General features: G+C 66.4%; 18 protein-coding genes. 1 reads left to right on the forward strand and 17 read right to left on the reverse strand.

The genetic code is table 11. From position 1 onward, the window contains the following. The first annotated feature begins 9 nt into the window (after positions 1-9). Positions 10-759, forward strand: coding sequence for a hypothetical protein (locus B2747_RS01920; protein ID WP_291156150.1), 750 nt, complete (start codon positions 10-12; stop codon positions 757-759). A 254-nt stretch (positions 760-1013) separates the two neighbouring features. Here B2747_RS01920 and B2747_RS01925 read toward each other — a convergent pair whose 3' ends face one another. The 17 genes from B2747_RS01925 to B2747_RS02005 form a co-directional block, all read right to left on the reverse strand. Continuing rightward, positions 1014-1145, reverse strand: a complete 132-nt coding sequence (locus B2747_RS01925) for a FeoB-associated Cys-rich membrane protein (RefSeq protein WP_291156152.1) — start codon at positions 1143-1145, stop codon at positions 1014-1016. Positions 1146-1150: 5 nt separating this feature from the next. Continuing rightward, positions 1151-3313 carry a ferrous iron transport protein B gene (feoB, locus tag B2747_RS01930; RefSeq protein ID WP_291156155.1) on the reverse strand — a complete coding sequence of 721 codons (2163 nt, stop codon included), beginning with the start codon at positions 3311-3313 and terminating at the stop codon, positions 1151-1153. 50 nt (positions 3314-3363) lie between these two features. Beyond that, positions 3364-3645, reverse strand: coding sequence for a FeoA family protein (locus tag B2747_RS01935; protein WP_291156158.1), 282 nt, complete (start codon positions 3643-3645; stop codon positions 3364-3366). Positions 3646-3776: 131 nt separating this feature from the next. Continuing rightward, positions 3777-4589, reverse strand: coding sequence for a prolipoprotein diacylglyceryl transferase (locus tag B2747_RS01940; RefSeq protein WP_291156161.1), 813 nt, complete (start codon positions 4587-4589; stop codon positions 3777-3779). A gap of 4 nt (positions 4590-4593) precedes the next feature. Beyond that, positions 4594-5700 (reverse strand): tRNA (adenosine(37)-N6)-threonylcarbamoyltransferase complex transferase subunit TsaD, encoded by a 1107-nt coding sequence (tsaD, locus tag B2747_RS01945; RefSeq protein WP_291156164.1) that lies wholly within the window; start codon positions 5698-5700, stop codon positions 4594-4596. Between the two features lie 65 nt (positions 5701-5765). Beyond that, entirely contained in the window at positions 5766-6317 is a 552-nt protein-coding gene (locus tag B2747_RS01950; protein WP_291156166.1) for a TlpA disulfide reductase family protein, read from the reverse strand. Next, positions 6314-6979: a ribulose-phosphate 3-epimerase gene (rpe, locus tag B2747_RS01955; RefSeq protein WP_291156169.1), complete on the reverse strand. Its 666-nt coding sequence runs from the start codon at positions 6977-6979 to the stop codon at positions 6314-6316. Before rpe ends, B2747_RS01950 begins: the two co-directional genes overlap by 4 nt. 2 nt (positions 6980-6981) lie before the next feature. Then, positions 6982-7554 (reverse strand): PASTA domain-containing protein, encoded by a 573-nt coding sequence (locus B2747_RS01960; RefSeq protein WP_291156172.1) that lies wholly within the window; start codon positions 7552-7554, stop codon positions 6982-6984. After that, positions 7554-8927 carry a 16S rRNA (cytosine(967)-C(5))-methyltransferase RsmB gene (gene rsmB, locus B2747_RS01965; protein WP_291156174.1) on the reverse strand — a complete coding sequence of 458 codons (1374 nt, stop codon included), beginning with the start codon at positions 8925-8927 and terminating at the stop codon, positions 7554-7556. The genes B2747_RS01960 and rsmB overlap by 1 nt, the downstream gene beginning before the upstream one ends. 22 nt (positions 8928-8949) lie before the next feature. Further along, positions 8950-9936 carry a methionyl-tRNA formyltransferase gene (fmt, locus tag B2747_RS01970; protein ID WP_291156177.1) on the reverse strand — a complete coding sequence of 329 codons (987 nt, stop codon included), beginning with the start codon at positions 9934-9936 and terminating at the stop codon, positions 8950-8952. A 14-nt stretch (positions 9937-9950) separates the two neighbouring features. Next, positions 9951-10535: a peptide deformylase gene (gene def, locus B2747_RS01975; RefSeq protein ID WP_291156180.1), complete on the reverse strand. Its 585-nt coding sequence runs from the start codon at positions 10533-10535 to the stop codon at positions 9951-9953. Between the two features lie 8 nt (positions 10536-10543). Beyond that, on the reverse strand, positions 10544-10900 hold the full coding sequence (gene yajC, locus B2747_RS01980; protein ID WP_291156183.1) for a preprotein translocase subunit YajC: 357 nt from the start codon (positions 10898-10900) through the stop codon (positions 10544-10546). Then, a complete protein-coding gene (tgt, locus tag B2747_RS01985) occupies positions 10897-12045 on the reverse strand; it encodes a tRNA guanosine(34) transglycosylase Tgt (RefSeq protein ID WP_291156186.1) in 1149 nt (382 codons plus the stop codon). The genes yajC and tgt overlap by 4 nt, the downstream gene beginning before the upstream one ends. Positions 12046-12503: 458 nt before the next feature. Continuing rightward, entirely contained in the window at positions 12504-13595 is a 1092-nt protein-coding gene (gene queA, locus B2747_RS01990; protein ID WP_291156188.1) for a tRNA preQ1(34) S-adenosylmethionine ribosyltransferase-isomerase QueA, read from the reverse strand. Positions 13596-13721: 126 nt separating this feature from the next. Continuing rightward, positions 13722-15674 (reverse strand): GWxTD domain-containing protein, encoded by a 1953-nt coding sequence (locus tag B2747_RS01995; protein WP_291156191.1) that lies wholly within the window; start codon positions 15672-15674, stop codon positions 13722-13724. A gap of 7 nt (positions 15675-15681) precedes the next feature. After that, a complete protein-coding gene (locus B2747_RS02000) occupies positions 15682-17991 on the reverse strand; it encodes a GWxTD domain-containing protein (protein WP_291156194.1) in 2310 nt (769 codons plus the stop codon). Then, a complete protein-coding gene (locus tag B2747_RS02005) occupies positions 17988-20192 on the reverse strand; it encodes a GWxTD domain-containing protein (protein ID WP_291156196.1) in 2205 nt (734 codons plus the stop codon). Before B2747_RS02005 ends, B2747_RS02000 begins: the two co-directional genes overlap by 4 nt. Positions 20193-20194 lie beyond the last annotated feature (2 nt).

Raw genomic sequence — 20194 nt, forward strand, 5'->3', positions numbered from 1 at the left:
GTGACGCTCATGGCCGATTCCGCGCTGCCACCCGCCCCACCCCTGCCCACGGTCGCCGTGCATGTGCACGGCATCGTGCGCGGCCGCGATATCGATGCCGCGGGCCAGGCCTCACTCGATGACGGGGCGCTGCTGCTGCAGTGGCCGGCGGCGGCCGCGTGGCGGCTCGCACTCGATGGACTGGAAGGGCTCGCGATCCATCCGCAGCGCTGCACGCTGTATCTGCGCGATCACGATGTGCTCGAACTGACGGGTGGTGACGACCTGCGCCCACTCGCGCTTTCCTTGCTCGCGGCGGCCTGCCTCATGCCCGAACTCACACGCGGGCTGCGCGCCTTCGGTCTCACGCGCGTGCCGGCCACCGGACCCGACGATCCGTTGGCGGCCGCGCATGACGCGTGGTTTGCGCCACTGCTGGATGCGCGGCGGGCGGTGCAGGGCGTGAGTGATCCGCTGCGGCAGGTCGCGCTGCTCGATGGCGCGGCGCTCAGCACACGCATGCAGCAGGTGCTCACCGATCTCTCCCGTACGCTGGCCAGCCAACCCGCCGAGCAGCGTGCGCTGGAAGCGGTGATGGAGGACGAGGCGGCGCCGCTGTTCGAGGCGCTCGCGCGCATGCGGGTGGCCGGCGAGGCGCTGCGCGGCAGCGCGATGGACAGCCAGTTGGCCGAGTGGCGGCGATGGGTGGAGCAGGCGCGAGAGGTGTTTGCCGCTGCCGACGACGCGTGGTCGGAGATTTCGATGGTGCTTCGGGGTTAGGTGAACAGCAAACAGCGAGAAGCCAACTGCGGAACAGCAAACCGCGAAACAGCCAACGGCGATAGCCTGCGCGCCGGAAGCCTGCATGCTCGGAAGCCTTAATGGCAGAAGCCTCAACTGCAGGGCTGCGGTTGAGGCTTCCGTGTTACGGCTGCTGAGGTAATGGCTTCCGACGCGCAGGCTATCGCGGTTGGCCGTTTCGCTGTTGGCTGTCGCGGTTTGCTGTTCCGCAGTTGGCTTGTCGCAGTTGGCTGTTAATGCCCGCACCCGCAGTCCGACCCGCAACCGGTCTTGCGCGCCGGCCGCAGCGCCTTCCATGCCCGTCGCGCCGTAAACGCCACGGCCGCCGCCACGATGCCGAACACCACCAGCGTATCGACTGACATCTGCGCTATCCTCCGAAGCCGAGTGCCCGTCCGCCTGCGTACACCAGCCAGGCGGCCACCCACGCCAGCGCCAGCATGTACACGAACTGGATGCCGGCCCAGCGCCATCCCACCGCGCCACCGCCTGCCTCACGTACCGTGACCGCCACCGTGCTGATGCACATGAGCGCGTACACGTAGAACACCATCAGCCCGATGGCGACAAGCGGCGTGTAGCGACGCTGCCCCGTGTTCGGGTCCACTTCGGCGCGCAACTTCTCGCTCAGTGCCGCTTCGTTCTCCCCACCGACACCGTAGATGGTGCCCATGGTGGACACGAACACCTCGCGCGCCGCGAAGCTGGCCGCGATGGACACGCCGATCTTCCAGTCATACCCCAGCGGACGCACCGCGGGTTCAATGGCCTTGCCCACGCGACCCAGCAGCGAGTACTCGAGCTGCTGCTCGGCCTGCATTTCCTCCGGCAGCGACGCATCCACGCTGGCCTTGGGATAGGTGGCCATGGCCCAGAGCACGATGGACAGCGCGAGAATGACCGTGCCCGCGCGGCGCAGGAAGAGCGCACAACGCTGCCATACCGAGACCAGCAACGACCACACACTCGGCCAGCGATAGGGCGGCAACTCCAGAATCATGGGGCGCACCGGGCCCTTGAGCAGCGTGCGCTTGAAGATGGCCGCCACCACCAGCGCGGTGACCGTGCCGAGGAGGTACATGCCCAGCATGGTGGCGCCCTGCATGGTAAGGCCGGGCAGCAGCGCTGTGGTGGGCACGAAGGCGCCAATGAGCAGCGTGTACACCGGCAGGCGCGCCGAACAGCTCATGAGCGGCACCACCATGATGGTGGCGAGACGGTCCTTGGGGTCCTCAATGGTGCGGGTGGCCATGACACCCGGCACGGCGCAGGCATAACCCGAGAGCATGGGAATGAAGCTCTTGCCGTGCAGCCCCACGCGGCGCATCACACGATCCATGAGGAACGCGGCGCGTGCCATGTAGCCCGAGTGCTCGAGCAACGTGATGAACGCAAAGAGAATGGCGATCTGGGGCAGGAAGACGAGCACCGACCCGACGCCGCCAAACAGGCCGCCTTCCACCAGACTGCGCAGGTCGCCCTCGGGTATGCGCTCAGCCACCGCACCACCGAGTGCGCCAATGAGCACCTCGATGCCGTCCATCAGTGGCGCCGCCCAGGTGAAGACCGCCTGGAACACCACGGCCATGAGCAGCAGAAAAATCAGCGGCCCCCACACGCGATGCAGCACCACCCGGTCCACCCGATCACTGAAAGACACGCTGTCCTGCGCCGAGCGCGTGACCGTGCGTCCCACCACATCGGCAATCCACGCGTAGCGGATTTCACTTTCGAGACGCGCGGGCGTGTAGCCGGCGCCGCGCAGCTTCTCCATGGCAGCCACCACTTCGTCGCGCAGATCAGGCACCTGCGCGAGATGCGGCTCGGTGCGCTGCACACCCAGAAGACGCAGCGCCTCCATGCCAGCGGCCGAGGGATGCAGGCCTTCACGCAGCAGACACTGTTCCACGGGTGTGAGTGCACGCTGCACATCGGCCGGCAAGCGGAAGCGCCGCTCGGGCAGCGGCAGCGTGCCGGCGCGCACCAGCGCCGACTTGAGTGGGTCGAGCCCCTCACCGCGCTTGGCCACCGTCGGAATGACCTGCACACCCAACTCGTGCGACAACTCGGGCACATCGATGTTGATGCCCTGCGCCGTCGCCACATCGATCTGGTTGAGTGCTACGACGACGGGCACCCCGAGTTCGATGACCTGGCCCGCCAGGAAGAGATTGCGCTCGAGGTGCGAAGCGTCGATCACAACCAGCACGACGTCTGGGCGCCAACGATCGGCGTCACGCTGCAACAGCACGTCGAGTGCGATCTGTTCGTCGGGCGAGCCGGCAGACAGCGAATAGCTGCCGGGCAGATCGAGCACGGCCACACGCTGACCGCCGGGGCCCTTGAAGGCGCCTTCCACGCGCTCGACGGTGACGCCGGCAAAATTGCCCACGCGCTGGCGCAGACCGGTGAGCGCGTTGAAGAGCGTGGTCTTGCCGGTGTTGGGGTTGCCGATGATGGCGACCCGCAACGTGCCGCTTGGCGGCAGGGGCGCAGTGGCGCCCGAAGCAGACTCGGCGGTTGGAGCGGTCATGGCCGCACCGTGGTGTTCACGCCGCGAGGTTCAGCACAGCAGCGCCGCGCTCAGGCGCGGGCCGCAGACGGCTGAACGGTGATGCCCGCCGTGAGCGCCGCGCCGAGGGCGAGGCGCGTGCCGCGCACTTCGAGGAGCATGGAGTCGCGCGCGTCGATGACATTGACCGACGTCCCTTCGCAGAAACCCAGTGCGCGGAGGCGGCAGGCTTCGTCGCCCGAACACTCGATATCGACGACCGTCACGCGCGTACCGGCGCGGCAGCTGCTCAGCGCGCAGGTGCGCGTGGCGCTCTCGGTCGACTGCAGGGTGGGAAGGCTGGCGTGGTTCACGGATCTAGATGAGAATGTTTCTCAAAGGTGACAATGAATAGTACTCAGCCCAAGGGTGGATGTGCAATGGGGAGAACTCCAATCGGGGATTGCGCGCGGGGCGCCTGTAACCTGACGCCCCGCCACGCGGACTAGCGAGCCGTCTGCCGCCGCGCTGCCATCACGCCCGTGCCCAGCACGGCCAGCACGATGGCAATCACCTGCGCGGCGGTCAGCGGGCCAAAGAAGCGGTCGTCCTTGGCGCGGAAGAACTCCACGACGAAGCGCTCGATGCCGGCCACAATGAGGTAGAGGCCAAACAGCCAGCCGGCCTTGTGGGGATGCTTGCGCAGGGCCCAGAGCACGACAAACATGCCGAAGCCCATGACCGTCTCGTAGAGCTGCGTGGGGTGCACGGCCACCACCGAAGCCGGATCGCTGCCCTCGGGGAACTGCACGCCGAACATGGAGCTCATGACGCCTACGGTGCTCGGTGGGGCGCCCTCGGGAAACTGGGTGGCGAGGAAGCCGTTCCACGGCCGCCCATAGTCGTCACCCACGGCCCAGCAGCCCGTGCGTCCCACGGCATAACCCGCGGCAATGGCAATGCCGGCCACGTCGGCAATGCGCAGGAAGTCGAGCTTCTTGTACTTGATGACGGCCCAGCACAGTGCCACCGCACCCATGAAGCCGCCCCAGAAGACAAAGCCGCCGCGGCTGAAGAATGCGCCGGGGTCGCCGGTGAGCACCACATAGTAGCTCTTGGCGCCAATGAGCGTGCCAATGAGCGCCGCCATGACGATATCCGGTATGGCCTCGGCCTCCGCGTTCTGCCCGCGGCGCCAGAGTTCACGCTGACAGATGATCTGCGAAATGGCGAAGGCCGCGAGCACAGCCAGGCCGAAGCCGGTGAGCTCCAGCGGACCGAGCGAGAAACTCGTGGGGTGATGAACGATGGGCGACATCAACTCAAGATAGACCGGGAATGGGCAAGGACGCCGTAGCCGTCATGCTGGGCGCGGCAAACTCGCCGCGACCGAAACGATATAACCCCGCCGCGGCGATCATGGCGGCGTTGTCGGTACTGAGACGCGGGGTGGGCGCAAACACCGTCCCCCCTCGCCCGGCAAAGCGTTCGCGCAGCGCCTGCTGCAGCGCGCCATTGCAGGCCACGCCACCGCCCAGCACGATGCGGCCGCGCCGGTGGGCCTTGGCCGCGCGATACACCTTCTCGGTGAGCGTGTCGATGACGGCATCCTGAAAGCCGCGCGCAATGCTGGCGCGCTGGGCATCCAACGTGCCGTCCTTTTCTGCGGCACGCACCGCGTAGAGCACGGCCGTCTTGAGGCCGCTGAACGAACAGTCGTAGTAGTCCGCGTCGGTAACCACGGCGCGCTTGCGCAGCATGGGCCGCGCGAACCAGTGCGCGTGGCCGTACTCCGGCGACTCGGCCGTGGCCGCCAACTGCTCAATGGGACGTCCGCCGGGATAGGGCAGGCCCAGCAGCTTGGCCACCTTGTCAAACGCTTCCCCCACGGCATCGTCGCGCGTCTGACCCAACAGGCGATAGTGGCCCCAGGCCGGCACATCGAGCAGCAGCGTGTGCCCTCCACTCACCAGCAGGGCGGTGAACGGCGGCGCGGCGTCGGGATGTTCGAGCAGCGTGGCAAAGAGATGCCCTTCCATGTGATGCACGGGCACCACCGGCTTGCCATGCGCCAGCGCAAGGCCCTTGGCGTAGCTCGTGCCCACGAGCAGCGCACCAACCAGACCCGGTGCGTGCGTGACCGCCACCGCATCAATGTCGGCCATGTTCACGCCGGCTTCGCGCAACGCCGTATCCACTGCCGGCACGATGCCGGTGAGATGCTGACGGCTCGCAATTTCCGGCACGACGCCACCAAAGAGCCGATGCACGTCCTGGGAAAGAATCACCAACGACTCGATGGTCGCCTGCCCGAGTGTCACCTCGCCGTCGGCACCATATTGCTGCACACCACACACCACCGCCGCCGACGTTTCGTCGCAGGACGTTTCTATGCCCAGCAGGCGCAGTGGACGTGCAGTGTCGCTCACAGTGTGTGACTCAAGGCGTGTCGCTCATGACGTATCGCTTACGGCGTGTCGCGCATGACAACGCGTCAGGGACGCGGCTCGTCGAGCAGCATCGACATGAGCTTGCGATTGCCCTCGGAGTTCCAGTCTTCGGCGCCGATGGACTTGCGGCGAATCACGCCCTTGCGGTCGATGACAAACGTTTCGGGCACACCCGTGGTGCGATAGATGCCCTGAATGCTGCCCGACTCATCGTGCAACACCTCGAAGCCCAGCTTGTACTCCTGCACAAAATCGCGGATGGCCTGCTCCTGGCCGGCGTTGTCCACGCTCACGGCCACGATCTTGAGGCCCTTGGGGCCCAGCGCCTGGTGCAGCGAGTCCATGCTCGGCATTTCCACGCGGCAGGGAATGCACCAGGTCGCCCAGATGTTGAGCAGCACCACTTCGCCGCGATAGTTGGTGAGCGACTTCATGGCCGCGGGCTGCGTCAGCGTCTTGGCCGCAAAGCCCGGCGCATCGGAGCCCACGGTCACGCTGGTGAGTTCGTCCTTGAGGAAGTGCGAGGCCGTGAACGCGCCGCCCAGCAGCACGGCCACGATGCCCAGCACGATCATCCACTGCTGCTTGACCGTCATACGCTTTCCGAGCAGAGGTTGCGCAACACGGCGATCTCCGACTGCGGATGCGCCGCGCCGAAGATCGCGTTGCCGGCGACAAAGGTGTCGGCACCGGCGCGCCAGCAGCGCGCGATGGTCTCGCGGCTGATGCCGCCGTCGACTTCGAGTACCGCCGAGCTGCCGGCCTGATCGAGCAGAAACCGCGCGCGCTCGATCTTGTCCACCGAGTACTCGATGAACTTCTGCCCTCCATACCCCGGATTGACGCTCATGATCAGCAGCAGATCGAGCAGATGCGCGACTTCCTCGATGGCACTGAGCGGCGTGCCGGGGTTGAGGGCCACGCCGGCCTTCGCGCCGAGCTCCTTGATGCGCATGAGCTGACGGTCGAGATGCGGCGCGGCCTCGGCGTGAATGGTGAGCACGTCGGCGCCCGCCTTCACGTAGTCGTCGAAGTAGTTCTCCGGCTCCACCACCATGAGGTGCACATCGACCACCTTGTCGGTGCTCTTGCGCACGGCTTCAATGACCTTGGTGCCGAATGACAGGTTGGGTACGAAGCGGCCGTCCATGACGTCCACGTGAATCCAGTCGGCACCACCGGCCACGCACATGGCCAGCTCATCGCCGAGCTTTCGGAAGTCGGCACTGAGAACGGATGGAGCGATGCGTACGGACATGATCAGCGGAGTGAGAAAAGAGAAACGGCCAGCGTGTCGGCCTGTGGTCGTCCATCACTGAGCACGAGCGTGATGGTGGCGCCGCGATTCACGCGCGCGCCCGAGACCGGAAAGGTGCCCAGCACCACGCCGGCCGGTTTGGGGCTCGACTGAAACTGCACCTCGCCCACCTGCAGGCCGGCATCGACGATGCGGTTGCGCGCTTCGCCTTCCTCGAGATCGAGCAGCGACGGCACCGTGAGCAGGCCCACCGCATCGGCCTGCGCATTGGCCTCGGCCTCCAGTCTGGCCTGTTCGGCCTGCTGGGCCTCGGCCGCCCTGATGGCCGAGTCGATGGGATCCGCGTCGGCCTTGGCCTGCTGGCCACTGGCGAGGCTGTCGAGCATGAGCTGCAGTGAATCCACACTGCCCGCACGTCCCGGCTCAAGCGTGTTCACGGTGACGACCCCGCCGGCGCCGCCGATGGCGAGGCCCGCCAGCACCGCCACGCCGAGACGAATGAGCCAGGTGCGTGTTGTGACCGGGCCACGTTTCTTCTTCGCCGTGCCGCTGGTCTTCGTGGTTTGGTTGGCCATCAGGCGCGCCTCCGCATGCGAGCAGCAAATGCCCCGTCGGCGTCATGGCGTTGCGGCAGCACACGCAGCAGGCCGGCGTCGAGCACGGCATCGGGCACGGTGCCTTGTGGGGGCGCGTCGAGCATGAAGTCAGGGTGTGAAGCGAGAAACGACTGCACCTGTTCCTCATTCTCTTCGGGTTCGAGCGAGCAGGTGCTGTAGACGAGCAAACCGCCGGGACGCACGAGCGTGGCGGCCGACTTGAGAATCTGCTTCTGCACGGCGGCCAGCACGGGCACATCACTCACGCGCAGTCGCCAGCGCGCATCCGGGTGCCGACGGAAGGTGCCGGTGCCGGTGCACGGCGCATCAACGAGCACCGCGTCCATGAGCGGCAGTGACGGCGCGAGGGCATCGGCTACCACGGGCAGCACGTTGGTGCTGTCCAGGCGTGCAAAGCCGGCCTGCATGCGCCGTACGCGATGCAGACTGCGATCGGCGGCGATGACCAGACGGGCGCGTCGCGCGAGTTCGAGGGCCTTGCTGCCGGGGGCCGCGCACAGGTCGGCCACCACCGCGTGCTCGGGCACATGCGCGTACTGCACAACGAGTGTGGCGGCCGGATCCTGCACGTAGAAGTGGCCCTGCCGGAACGCACCGAGGTCGGCGAGCGCCACCGGCCCGTCCAGTTGCAGCGAGTCGGGCACGAGCGGCACGGGCGTGCCGGTCACACCAGAGTCCGCGAGTTCGGCGGCCAGCACCTCGACGCTGCGTGCGTGCGGACGCAGCACCATGGGCGCGGCCGCGTTGTTTACCGCCAACAATCGCGCGGCGTCGGCTTCACCAAACTGCTGCACCCAGCGCTGCACGATGAACCGCGGGTGGGAATACTCGAGCGCGAGGGCGTCGAACATGTCGCCGCGTTGCTGTTGCTGCGCAAGCTGTGCGGTCAGCGTATCGCGCTCCCGATCGAGGCGACGCAGCACCGCGTTCACGAGCTTGCTGGCGCCAATACCATGGCGGCGCTTGCTGAGCTCCACGGTTTGCCCGATGGCAGCGTAGGCCGGCACCGAACCCATGTGCAGGAGCTGATACGCGCCCATGCGCAGCAGGTCGAGCACATCGGCGTCGAGCACAGCGAGTCCGCCGCGTACGAGGCCACTGAGCTGCGCGTCGAGACGCGCGCGACTGCGCAGCATGCCCCACACGAGTTCCTGCACCCAACGACGATCGCGCGCATCGAGCGGGCCTGCGTGACGATCGAAGGACGCGTCGAGCAGGTGGCCCTGCCGCAGGTCGGTGAGCAGCATGGCCGCTGCCACACGGGACGGTGTGACACCGGCTGCTCCCGACGAAGCGGAGCCGCGGTGCGGTGGACGTGCGGTGGCGCTCACTGTCGGGTACTCACGATCGTCGTCACGGCGCGCCTCGTGATGCGAGGCCGGGCTCAAACTGATCGCCCACCTGCACGCCGCGGCCACGCGCCCAGGCGAGGGCGGTCATGCGCGCCTTGCCACTGGGTTGCACATCACTGATGCGAACGGCGCCGCTGCCGCAGCGCACGAGCAGGCCCTGTTCGTCGATGCTGCGCACCGTGCCCGGCGGGCTTTCGCGCAGTGGCTCGTCGAGTGCCGCGTCGTGGCCGTCGTCCACGAGGCGCGCACCAAAGAGCTTGACGGTGTTGCCGGCAAGCGTGGCAAAGGCGCCCGGCCTCGGGTCGAAGGCGCGCACGACGCGCGAGACCTGCGTGGCCGGCCAGGCAAAATCCACGCGCGCCATGTCGCGATCGATCTTGGGCGCGTAAGTGGACAGCGAGTCGTCCTGCGGCACCGCGCGCGAGGCGCCGGCCTCGATGAGCGTGAGGGCCTGCACGATGGCCAGCGCACCCATCTCGGCCAACTGGTCATGCAGTTCGCCATAGGTGGTGTCGGACCCGATGGGCGTGCGCAGCACATGCAGCATGTCACCGGCGTCGAGCGCGGGCACCATTTGCATGATGGTCACACCGGTCTCGGCGTGTCCTTCGAGAATGCTGGCCTGAATGGGTGCGGCGCCGCGCAGCACGGGCAGCAGCGAGGCGTGAATGTTGAGCGTGCCAAGCCGCGGCAGGTCGATGACGGCTTTGGGCAGGATATGGCCATAGGCCACCACCACCGACAAGTCGAGATCGAGCGCCTTGAGCTCGGCGATGAACTCCTCACCGCGCGGCTTGATGGGCTGCAGTACGGGCAGGCCTTCTTCGAGCGCGACCACTTTGACCGGCGACGGATCGAGCTGCGTGCGTGAGCGGCCGCGTGGCTTGTCGGGCTGCGTGACCACCGCCACGACATCGTGGCCTTCGCCGAGCAGGGCCCGGAGCGGCGGAACCGCGAAGTCGGGCGTGCCCCAGAAGAGAATGCGCATGGGGCCAGTCCCCGTTACTTGGCGTCGGCTTTGCTGCCGGCCTTGATGGCCGCCGACTTCTCTGGCGGCAGGTCACCCACCGGCAGGACCCGCACGTTCTGCGGATACTTGCGCTTCTCGTCTTCCCACTCGCGCATGGCGCGCCGCTTCTTGAGCAGACTCAGTCGGTCGAAGAAGATCTTGCCATGCAGGTGATCGATTTCGTGCTGCAGGCAGCGACCGAGCAGATCCCCGGCGTTCTCGATTTCGAACCAGGTGCCGTCGATGTCCTGCGCGCGCACGGTCACACGCGCATGACGGTCCACTTCCGCGTACACCTCGGGAATGGAGAGGCAGCCTTCCTCGGCGCGCACCAGGCCACCTTCGTGGTGCACGATTTCCGGATTGATGATCACGAGGCGCTGGTCGTCGGCATCCACGACGGCCAGCCGTTCACTGCGCCCCACCTGCGGCGCCGCGAGGCCCACGCCGCTGGCGGCGTCCATGGTGTCGAACATGTCGTCCACCAGACGCCTAAGCTCGGGCGTGATCTGCGTAACGCGCTCGGTCTCCTGACGAAGAATGGGCGAGCCGAGGACGTGGATATCGAGACGAGCCACGGGCGACCTTAGGCGTTGGGCGTGGCGTTGCCACCACCGACGGCGGCGATGCGACCGCGCTCGACGACGAGCTTGGATTCGCCCGACTTGATGGTGATGCGGTCGGTGAGCTTGGCGACGCCGTCATTGCCGGTGCCGGCAATGTGCATGACCTCACCCACGATGCCACCGGCGGTGACGATTTCGTCGCCCTTCTTGAGGCTCTTCACGCGCTCTTCGTGCTGCTTGCGCTGCTTCTGCTGCGGGCGAATGAGCACGAAGTAGAAAATCGCGAAGATCGCGCCGTACATGAAGATCATCTGCGGCACAGCCGAACCGGCGGGGGCCTGCAGGAGCGCGAAACTGGCGATGATGGAACCGGTCATGACGAGGTGGTGCGAGAGTGATAGCGGGCGAGCCAGTCACGGCTCCAGCCCGCGAAGCTGCCGTCCTGGATGGCGGCCCGGGCGTCGCGCATCAGCGCAACAAGGAAATGTACATTGTGCAGGCTCAGGAGGCGGAGTCCGAGAATTTCTTCGGTGATGAACAAATGTCGGATGTAGGCCTTGCTGAAGCGGGCGCAGGCGACGCAGGTGCAGGACTCCTCGAGCGGGGACGGGTCGAGGCGCCACTGGGCGTTCTTGATGCTGCGGCGGCCGGTGGTGGTGAAAAACGCGCCGGTTCGGCCCATGCGGGTGGGGGCCACACAATCAAACAGGTCCACGCCGCGGGCCACGCCTTCCACGAGGTCCTCGGGGAAGCCCACGCCCATGAGGTAGCGGGGCCGGTCTTCGGGGAGCTCGAGGTCCACCACGTCGAGCATGGCGTACATGTCGGGCTTGGCCTCGCCCACCGAGAGCCCGCCAATGCCGTAGCCCACCCAATCGCCGGCGCTCTTGATGCCACGTGCCGAGGCCTGACGCAGATCGGCGTGGATGCCGCCCTGGACAATGGGGAAGAGGGCCTGGACGGGGGTGGGGGCATCGGGGTCCTCGTCCTGCAGGCGGTCAAACTCGACCTTGCAGCGGTCCAGCCAGCGCAGGCTGCGCTCCATGGCGACCTGGGCGAGGTCGTGGGGTGACTGTCCGGGGACGACGTGATCGAATTGCATGATGACGTCGGCGCCGAGGTTGCGTTCGATGCGCATGACGGACTCGGGGGTGAACTGCTGGAGCGAGCCATCGATGTGGCTACGGAACTCCACCCCGCTTTCTTCAATTCTTCTCAGTCCTTCGAGCGAGAAGACCTGGAAGCCGCCGGAATCGGTGAGGATGGGGCCATCCCACTGCATGAAGCGGTGGAGGCCGCCCATGGTGCGGACGAGGTCGTCGCCGGGCCGGAGGCGGAGGTGGTAGGCGTTGGCGAGGATCATGGAGGCCCCGAGACGGTGGAGGTCATCGGGGTCGAGGGCCTTCACGGACGCGAGGGTCCCGACGGGCATGAACTGCGGCGTTTCCACGGGGCCGTGGGGGGTGTGGAAGACGCCGGAACGGGCGCGGTCGGTGCGGGACTCGAGGGAGAAGTGGAACACGGGCTACCGCTTTTGTTGAGTGAACTGCTACCGCGGTTTGGGCTTACTGCACCCGCAGTCTAGTTGCTACCGCAGTTGGGGCGCTGCTACCGCAGTCGGAACCGCCCCCGCGGTCTTGGCTACCGAACGGGCGGTCTTTGACTGCTACCGCAGTTGGGGACAGCTACCGCCGTTGGGGTCAAACCGCGGTCGGAGTCGTCCGCCCGGGCAGTGGGTCATGGTTCTGGTCGGGGTCGGGGCCCCGACCCACTGCCTGGGCTGAGGACCTCGACTGCAGTTTGACCCAGACTGCCGTGGCAGTCCACCACTGCGGTAGCGGTCAAGAACCGCAGTGTCGGTAGCCCAGACCGCGGGTGCGGTTCCGACCGCGGTAGCAGCGCCCCAACTGCGGTGGCAACTAGACCGCGGTAGCAGTAAGCCCAGACTGCGGTGGCAGTTAGCCCAAACTGCGGTAGCAGTTAAAGCGCGAGCATCGCATCCCCATATGAATAAAACCGATACTCCCCCTCAACCGCCGCTTCGTACGCCCGCATCGTCAGTTCATAGCCCGCGAACGCCGCCACCAACATGATCAGCGTCGACTTCGGCAGATGGAAGTTCGTGATCAGCCGGTCGACCCCACGAAACGTCATCGGCGGCCGCAGGAAAATGTTGGTCTCGCCGCGAAACGCCTGCACCACGCCGTGCGCGTCGGTGGCCGTTTCCATCGTGCGCGCACCCGTGGTGCCCACCACCCAGATCTTGTTGCCGCGTGCGCGTACTGCGTTGAGCTGCGCCGCCGCTTCCGGTGTGACCTCGCACCATTCCTCGTGCATCACGTGCTCGGCGGGGTCGTCCACACTGATGGGGCGGAAGGTGCCGGGCCCCACATGCAGCAGCACGTTCACCCGCTCCACACCCTTGGCATCAAGCGCCGCCAGCAACTCGTCGGTGAAGTGCAGACCCGCCGTGGGCGCCGCCACACTGCCGGCCGTGTTGGCATATACCGTCTGGTAGCGCGTCGCGTCGCTCGCGTCGTCGGCGCGCTCAATGTAGGGCGGCAGCGGAATGTGTCCGTGCTGCTCAATGGCCAGATCGGCGCGCCCTTCGTAGGGGCCCGTGGTGAGCAGTCGCACCACGCGCGTGCGACGCGGTGTGGTGTCCACGATCTCCACCTTGAAGTCGGGCGCGATGGTCACCACACGACCGGGACGCAGTTTGCCACCCGGGTGAATCATCGCCTCGTAGTGCGTGGCGTCGATGGCCCGCAGCAACAGAATCTCGGCCGGCCCGCCGCTCTCCCGCTGGCCCAGCAGACGCGCGCGAAACACGCGCGTCGTGTTGAGCACGAGCGCGTCGCCCGCGGGAATGAGATCGAGCACGTCGCGGAACGTGCGATGCGACAGGGCGCCCGTTGCGCGATCCACCACCATGAGCCGACTGGCATCGCGCGGCTCCACCGCGTGCTGCGCGATGCGCGACTCCGGCAGAGGATAGTCGTAGTCGGACACGCGTGCGCCACGCGGCAGCGTGTCCGGTGCGGTGGGAGGGGAGGCGGGCGGGTTGCTCATCAGAACGCGTAAAACAACCCAAACTTTGCGCGGGCGCAACCGGCGGCCAGGTAAAGCGCAGCCGGCCATGCGCGCATGTCCATCAAACGCCCATCAAACGCCTATCAAACGCCCATCAAATGCCGATCAAGACCGCGGTCGGCCGCTCAGGCTATCGGCCGCTGGTGTAACGGCCGGCGGCGTGGTTGGCGCGTCACGGGGCACCAGCGTGAATGGCACCGAACGCCACGTCGCGCGCCCGCTCACGAGGTCGGTGATGCACAATTCCAATATGTAGGTGCCGGCCGGCTGCCCATCGAGATTGATGGAGACGTAGTCGGCGGTGACACCGGGGACGCGGCCCGTCGGACGACTCTGATCGAAACTCACTTCCACCGTGCCGGTGCCACTGGCGTCCCGCATAATGATATCCCGCAGGTTGGCGCGCACGCGGGCCACGATTCCTGGCAGGTTGTTCTTGAATGTGCGCCGCAGTGCAATGCTCGTGCGGAAGCGCACGCCTTCAGGTTCCGTCTTGAGGTCATACACCTCCCACACCAGCGAAAGCGGTGTGTTCATGACAACAAACTGACTGAGTGGCGCCACGCGCACATCGCGCCAGCGTGTGGGCAGTGTGCCGCTCACGGCGGTCGCCTCGGTGCCGAGCAGAATGTCGCTCATGCCGAAGCCTGTGGTGGAATCGACGGTGACATCGAGCAGCGTGCGCGCCGCGCGCTCGAGATCCACTTGCTCGGCGTGCACACGCAGCACATGCCGACCAGCCGGCAGTCGCGCGAGCCAGCTGCCGTTGATGGCCACCGGCAACTTCTCACTGTCCACCGACTCGGCGCGTGCGCTTTCGTACAGGCGTTGCCCGGACGAACCGGTGACATCCACCCGCACATCGAGTGGCAGCTTGCCACCCAAGTCGCTGTTGCCGATGAGCGCCGCCGTGGGCAGGGTGGCCGCCAACACCACGTCCATGGAGTCGCCGCTGGCGCGGAATCGCGCGGCACGCGCCGGCAAGCCCAGTGTACGCTTGACCAGCGACATGGATTTCCAGCTCATGGGCGCCTGCACCAGCAGCGAGTCCTCCAGGACATTGTCGCGGAGCGTACTCACAGAATACGACCCTATGGCGGGCACCCCGAACACCGTGCCGTCTTCGTAGGTCCACCAGTACATCGAGCCAAAGCGATAGATACGCTCGGCCGGACCATAGCGCACATGAATGCGACCACGGTGCGTATCCACACCGCCCAGTTCCCCCTGTGGCACCACGTAGCGCAGCGCGGCATACGCGAGGCGCGCGTGAAACTCCACTTCGGCTTCGTTCAACGCCGTACGTGGGCGGGGATCGGCCAGCGTCCAGTAGCGTTCCGCCACCTGCTGCTGACGCTCGGGCGAAAGCGCCACGAATGACACCGAGTCGACATGCCGCAACTGCACGGTATACGCCTTGGGTTGCAGCAGGCGGGTCAGTGACGTGAACTGTGCCCAGGTGCCGGCCCCCATGCTGCGCCGCGCCTCGCGAAACGCCGCGGCGCCCCCGTCAAAATCATCCTGCCGCACGCGCGCGAGGCCCAAGGCCAGATGGGCCGGCGCAAACTCCGGAATGAGCCGCATGGCGCGCTGCGATTCGGACGCGAGAGACACCCAATCTCCCGACTCGGCGAGCGCCATGAACAGGTGTCGCCAGGCCGTGCGATTGCGTGGCTCACTGGCTACCGCGTCACGAAACGCTTTCAGCGCAACGAGGAAATCGGCCTGCCCCGGCGGCGGATCGAGAAACACGTAGTTGCGCGCCAGCGCAGCACGCAGCTGATCACGGCGATCGAGGCCGTCGCGTTCCACGATGTCCAGCGCGCCGCCGGAGAACAATCGGTCTGCTTCACGCGGCGTGGCAGCGGCGATCATGGCGCGCTCGTTGCCGCGCGGCACGGCAGTGTGCGCGCCGGCTTCGTAACGGCGGAACGCCAGCAGGCCGGCGGTGTCGGCAGGGGACTGGGTCTGCGCCGTGGCCAACGGAAGCGCAACCATGCCAAACCATCCAACAAGCAGACGCAATGCACGTGGCCCCTTCACAAAAAGAACCTTCATCGCGCGCTCACGGCAGCACCAGGTTGGCCGTCCGCGCGCTGCGCTTCTTCGTGACGGGATCTTCTGTCGTCACGGTGAGTTCGTAGTGCCCCTTCGGCATGTTGGACAGGTCAATCGAGAGATACTCGACGGAGACGACCGGTCCGTCTGGTGGAACCGGCGGCGCCCGCTCGTACGAAATGCTGATGCCACCGGGACTCACGCGCTGCTTGATGGCGCGCCCGAGTTTCTCCACCAGCTTGAGGCCCAGCGCCAGCTCAGGAAGCGGCACGAGCGGAAACATGGTGCCTGGCTCAGCAATGGGACGCAGCGTGATATCCACGTGGTACTGCATGGCACCGTCACGCACGCTGGGCTCGTAGACCTCCCACAACAGACCCAGCACGCGCTGCGCGCCCAGCAGGCCCGTGCGCGGGGACATCCCTGCATCATGCCAGCGACGCGGCGCGCTGGCGGCCGCACCCGTCAGGTCACCCGGCGGAGTTCCCAGCATGATGTCACTCATGTCGAAGCCACGCGTGGAGAGCGGCGCAATAACGGACAGGGCGCGTGCCGCACGGTCCACGTCGGGTTGCAGGGCCTCGACGCGCAGAATGTTCGCGCCCGAATCCGCACGTAGCCGCCAGGACTGCTCACGGCTCGGTGCGGCGACGGGCCGCACTACGGTTTGCATGGCGGAATCGATGGTGCGGGTGCGGGCGGCGGCATCCATGGCTTTCACCCGCAACAACACGGGCAGCTCGTCCATCTCGACGTTCCCCAGCAACGAATCCAGCGGAACGCGGGCGGCTACCACGACATCGGTTGAGTCGCGGCTGCCACGGAATCGTGCGATGTGCAGAGGAATGGTATCGAGGGGGGCTCGGGCTCGCACGTTGCTCCACGAGACCGGGCGACCCTCGGTGAGATACTCGAACTCAGTCCTCGTTGTCTGGCTGAATCGCGCACTGCCAAACCCGGACGTGATGAAGAAGGAGAACAGCGCCTTCGGCTGGAAGTAGACCCAGTTGAGTGCGACGGTTGCTCCGCTGCCCTGCGTGTACTGGTCATCCGGTGGACCGTAGCGGATATACACATCACCCCGGTCCGTCGCCGCGCCGCGCAGTCCACGATCTTCATCGGTGAATCGCAGGTCCGCGTAGGTCACGCGCGCCAGGAACTCGAGATGATGAATGGACGTGCCGCTCAGCGATACATCGTCATTGAGGAACCAGAACATCTGCGCAAAGGCCTGCTGCTGCGCCGGTGTCATGCGGCGATAGCTGACCGAGTCGAGCCCCTGTTGCCGAGGATCAGTGGAAGCGCGCTGCTTGAGTATGCGGGTGAGACTGGTAAGCCATTCCCGTTCGGTGTCATCCATGAGCACGAAGGCGCTGTCAAAGGCCGCCCGTGCCTCGTCATAGCGCAGCAGGCGGTGCAGGGCCAAGCCACGCGCCATACGTGACGAGTGATCGAAGGGGTAAGTCTGCGCGCGCCGCGTGGCCACACTCAGCAGCTCCGGCCACTGCCCGCGCTCCACCAGCGCCATGAACAGGTGCCGCGCATAGCGCTGACTCGTGGGTTCGTACTCGGTGGCTTCGGTGAAGCGATCGATGGCTCCGGTATAGTCCACCAGCCCCGTGAAGGTCTTGGGTCGCACCAGCACCGACGAAATGGCCTCTGCGATCTTGTCCCGCGGCACATTGCGCAGTGCCGTGTCACTGATGGACTGGCCTTCCATGGTAAAGCCGCGGTGTGCAACCGCTTCGTATCGCCGCCACATGGTCATGCCGCGGAGGTCGGCGGCCAAGGCCAGAAGGTCCACCTCGCCGTTGGCCTTGGCGGAGTTGTAGGCGCTGCGCGCGTTCCACTGCGAGGCGTAGAGCGTGGTGCTGTACGGCGAGCGAATGTTGAAACGGGCCAGCGAAAGCCAGTAACGCGCACTGTCCGGCGCGAGTTGGGTGGCAATGCGCAGTGAACTGTCGGCGGCGGCAATCTCCTTGATCTGATCGAGCCGTGGCACGTACGCCTGCCCGCGCACCTCCGCAATACGCGCCCATCGCAAAAGGCCAAGCAGATGCCAGGCCGACGCGTCCTTGAACTGCCGCTTCACCGAAGCCTGCAGGAAATCGACCGCGGCCGTGGTGTCGCCATTGTCGATCATCTCGAGGGCGCGCGCCGTGGGAGAGCCAGGTAGCGCGCCCACACGTGGGGCAGGCGGCCCGTCGAGCGCCATGGGCTGGGCCGCCGCCACCGCAGGTGCCCCGCTCAGGGCGAGCAACAGGCCACACGTCCTGACGCTGCGTGAACCGGGGCTTCCCGCGAGGCAGCGCATCATGGGTTGATACGGAAGGTGGTGGAGCGGCTGGTCTTGTTGCGACTCACCAGATCTTCCACCTCGAGTCGCAACGTGTAGGCGCCGGCCGGTGAGCCACCGAGGTCAACCGAGAGATATTCGACCAGGGTGGGAGCGGCGGCCGCCGTGCGGTCGAACGTGATGCTGAACTTGTCGCGTCCCCGCTGGGTGCGGGTGACCGCGCGGCCCAGGCCCTCGAGCACGCGCAGACTGAAACCGGACACCCCGCTGCGATCGACACGTTCCACGGTGATGGTCACGCGGTAGCGCGCGTTGCCATCGCGGACACCGGCATCGTACACCTCCCACAAGAGGCCCAGCGTCCCGCCGGCGGCAAACTCGCCCACACCCGGTGTGATGGCCACGTCACGCCAACTGCGTGGTGCGCTGGCCTCGCTGCGCGGCGAGGGCTTGCTGCCCAGCAACACGTCACTCATGCCAAAGCCGCTGGCCGCCTCGGGCATGAGACGGATCATGGCCCGTGCCGCCCGTCGCGAATCACCCTGCATGGCTTCCACGCGCACGACGTTGATGCCCGGACCCAGACGACGCGTCCACTCGCGGGCCGGACGGCCAATCACCGTATCGGTGCGGAACGACTGCTGGTCGGATTCCACGCCCTGCACGCGCACAAACTGGTCGAAGACGCGGAAGTCGAAGTCGATGGGCGCACGGTCCACATCGAGTCCCTTGAGCAGTGAGTCCACCGGCATGCGGGTGGCAATCACCACGTCGGACGAATCGCCGCGCGCACGGAAGCGCGTCACCCGCATGGGGATGGTGTCGATCATGGCCGAGCCGGGCAGGTTGGCCCAGGACACGGGCACGGCCTGCTTGATCTGCTCCACCGCGTCCTGATCGTTGAGGGCCAGCCGTGTGCTGGCGAAGCCGGGCTGCAGCTGGAAGAAGAACGTGAGGCCGATCTTGTACGACCACACCACCGTGGCGCCACTGGTGAGCGTCGCGGCCTGGAAATTGGCGTTGCCCTGCACGGCCACCTGGTAGTCGGGTGGACCGTAGCGAATGTAGATGTCGCCCCGGTCGCTCTCCGCGCCGCGCAGATTGCGATCATCGTCGGTCCAGCGGAACTCCGCGTACACCACACGCGCCAGAAACTCGAGGCGCATTTCGTTCTCGTTGGTGAGCGTGAGCGGGTCATTCATGTACCAGTACATCTCTTCCAATCCGCGACGCTGTCCTTCCGGCAATTCGCTGAAGGTCTTGGCATCACCGCCGGCCAACTGCGGATCCTTCGAGGCCTTGGGGCGCAGAATGCGCGTGAAACGCGTGATGTATTCGCGGTCACTTTCATCCATCATGGCCAGTGCACTGTCGAACGCCACGCGCGCATCGGCGTAGCGTTGCAGGCGGTGCAGGGCCATGCCCCGCACGAGGCGCGATTGCCAGTCCAGCGGGAACTGCCGCGCGCGACGCGACGCCACGCCCTCCAGTTCCTCCCACCGCCCGCGCTCGGCCAGCGCCATGAACAGATGCCGGCTGTAGCGCTGATTGCTCGAGTCGCGATCGACAGCCACCATGAACTTCTCGAAGGCGGCCTGATAGTCGCTCTCACCGGTGGGCGGCTCGATCTTCTTGACAAAGCTCTTGACGTAGTCGAGCGCCTTGTCGCGTGGCCAGTTGTTGTTCATGGCCAATTGGACGCGCTGTCCGTCCTGCGTGAAGCCGCGGTTGGCGCTGGCTTCATAGCGGCGCCACATGGCCATGCCCTGCAGGTCGGCCGCTTCGGCCAGCAGCAGGTTGTCGCCCGTGGACTCGGCGGCCTGATAGGCCTCCTTGGCGTTGCCTTGCGACGCAAACAGCACGGTGGAATAGCCCGAGCCGATGTTGAAGCGCGCGAGCGACAGCCAGTAGCGTGCACTGTCGGGCGCGAGCTGGGTGGCAATGCGCAGCGAACTGTCGGCTGCGGCCACCATCTTGAGCTTGTTCTTGTCCTTGATGTAGGCCGCCGAGCGCACGTCTTTCACGCGCTCCCAGTTGATGAGTCCCAGCAGGTACCAGGCGGCCGGGTCCTTGAAGTTGGCTTTGACCGCGCTCGTGAGCACCGTCATGGCGGCGGCCGTATCGCCGCGCATGACGAGCGAGTCGGCAATGGCGGCGGGGCTGCCGGCTGCGGCGCCGATGGGGAGGCGCTGGGCCTCAGCCGTGCGAACAGAGAGCGGCACGG

Origin of the sequence: Gemmatimonas sp. UBA7669 (assembly GCF_002483225.1) — a bacterium.
In the GTDB taxonomy this organism is placed as follows: Bacteria; Gemmatimonadota; Gemmatimonadetes; order Gemmatimonadales; family Gemmatimonadaceae; genus Gemmatimonas.